Below are 2,287 nucleotides of genomic sequence, written 5' to 3'. Positions count from 1 at the left end.
TGTCCTGGGTGTGGACGAACCACCGAGCGGGGTCGGTGGCGTTCATGTCGGTGTCCCACACGTGCACCGGCCCGGTGGACAGCCCGCCGGCGACGCTGAGCGCGATCGTCTTCGCGGCCGAGGCGTCGGTGGTCTCGATGACCGTGCTGTAGTCCTCGCCGGACCTCAGGGTGACGTAACTCCCGCTGTGCCGGTCGCCGTTGGTCCCGGTGCCGGACAGGTAGCCGCTGGCCGTGTCCAGGTAGCGCCAGCCAGGCTTGGTGAACTGTGCGGTGTGTGCCATCACCCAGATGTCGCGGCCCACGGTGTAGTTGCCCGACCAGGGCTGGTCGGCGGCCATCAGGCCGGCCCCGGCGAACGGAAGGTTCGAGGGCCAGGAGCCGACCAGCGCCCACTTGATGTCCGACGTGATCCTGGCGTCGATGTACTGGCGGTTGAGGTTGCGGGCCAGCGCCGGAGGGTTGGCGCCGTCGCTGTCGTTGTCGTCCTCGGCCACCCACAGCGGGTTGCCCAGCGCGGTCGCGGTGCTGCTGCCCGGGCAGGCGGTGTACACCGGGGTCGAGTTCCAACACACGCCGTGCAGGCCCACGACCGCGACCGCCCGGTTGAAGGCGCTGTCCGTGGCCAGGTCCGAGGCGATCGTCCAGTTCGGGTCGTTGCTGTCGGAGGCCACCAACAGGGTGTCGGCGTGGCCGCTGGTGTCCAGGGCGGTGCGCAGGTTCTCGAACCAGGCCTTGTCGTAGCCGTTCTCGTTCCAGCCGCCGAGGTAGCCGACGTTCAGTCCGTGGCTCTGTGCGCAGCCCAGCCAGGACTTGAGGTAGGTGATGTTGTCCTGGGACCAGATGCCGCCGTTCAACCAGCCCGGCGCTGCCCACTCCAGGCCGTAGAACGCGATGTCGGGGTTGCGTGCCTTGGCCTGCTCCATCAGCCACCACTCGTAGCCGCGGTTGCAGTCGACCTCGGTGGGGGTGCGCATGTGGCTCGGTTCGGGTCCGTCGGAGGAGTTCGCGTCGCCGCCGATCTCCACCTTCAGCATCTGCAGCGAAGCTCCGTAGCCGGGCTTGAACAGGTAGTCCAGCACCTGAGTGCGCTGCGGCTCGGGGTAGTCGACCAGGAGCCGGGAGGTGGCCCCGCCGCCACTGATCGCGCCAACTCCGTCGAAGACACGCCCGCTTGACGCGCCGTCGATGGTGATCCGTTGCGTTGGAGCGGCGACCGCGGGCGAACTCGGGATCGCGGTGAAGGTGGCGGCGAGAGCGACCGCCGGGGTTGCGAGCATGGTTAACACGCTGCGGAAATTGATAGGAGGCCTGCGCACGTAACGCTCCAAGGGCGCGACTGGAGGACCCGGCGGCCCATCTGGCGCCGGGGGGTGCGAAGTTCAATGATGCTCAATATGGAACGCTTTCGCGCACAAGTCAACAATTATCGACAGCATCAGCTGCTCGAATTGTCGAGCTGCGGACTCGCGATGCCCCTCTTGGACAGTGCTTATGACTCTGCGTCAGACTGCCAGAGGTCGGATGTTTATAAGTGCGCGGACATGAGGCCGGTTCGGCTGGTGATCGACGACGGGGCTCGAATGCCGCGCTCACGTCGAGGAGGCAGCGCGTTCTCCTGGGGCCCGCACGGCGGCGGCGAGGTCGGGGAGGCCGCAGGAGGGCCGCTCCTGCAGTGATCTGCGTCGGGCCGTCTCAACGCCCGCCGACCGAATGCTCACTGCGGCAACATGGCCGCCGCGCTTCGTTCGCCGAATGCTGCGACGAGGAGCGAGCGGAACGCGAACGCAGCCACCGCCCGGACATGTCAGTCCTCAGCCAGGGCGAGCTGGGGTGCTCGGAACAGGACCGGGCTCGGCCCTGTGGTCAAGGCCGCCGGCGATGCCACCGTGCTGATCGACTTCACCCGCATCGACGTGGAGGGCGACGGCGTGATCAGCCTTGCCGACGGTCACCCGGGTCGCCCCGGATCCCTGGTCGAGGGCTACGGGTGCCGAATCTCCGGGGCCCCTCTGCGCCCCCCTCGACGACCTGAAGCCCCTTCAGGTCGTCGACAATATCGCTCTCGCCTCGGCGCGCGCCGGGCCGCGGGGGCTCGCTTCGGGGCTGCGACATCGGAGAGCGGGCGCGTTAGACCGTGTCCTATGTGGTGATGCGGGCCAGGCGTTTGTAGCAGCACAGGATGGCGGCGAGGCCGAGAAGGGCCAGGTAGTTGCGGGGGTCGCGTTCGTAGCGGTGGTTGAGCCGCCGGTAGCCGGTGAGCCACGACATGGTCCGTTCGATGACCC

Annotated in this window: 2 pseudogenes; both read right to left on the bottom strand. The window is 68.0% G+C overall.

Annotation, left to right across the window (positions count from 1 at the left end):
- Positions 1-1,279: pseudogene (locus tag VR45_RS39025) on the bottom strand (galactosylceramidase); the annotation flags it as partial.
- Between the two features lie 862 nt (positions 1,280-2,141).
- Positions 2,142-2,287 (bottom strand): annotated as a pseudogene (locus VR45_RS39020) (IS5/IS1182 family transposase); the annotation flags it as partial.

The sequence above is a fragment of the Streptomyces sp. NRRL S-495 genome (assembly GCF_000966955.1).
Taxonomy (GTDB): Bacteria; Actinomycetota; Actinomycetes; order Streptomycetales; family Streptomycetaceae; genus Kitasatospora; species Kitasatospora purpeofusca.
This window is presented reverse-complemented; position numbering and strand designations above follow the sequence as displayed.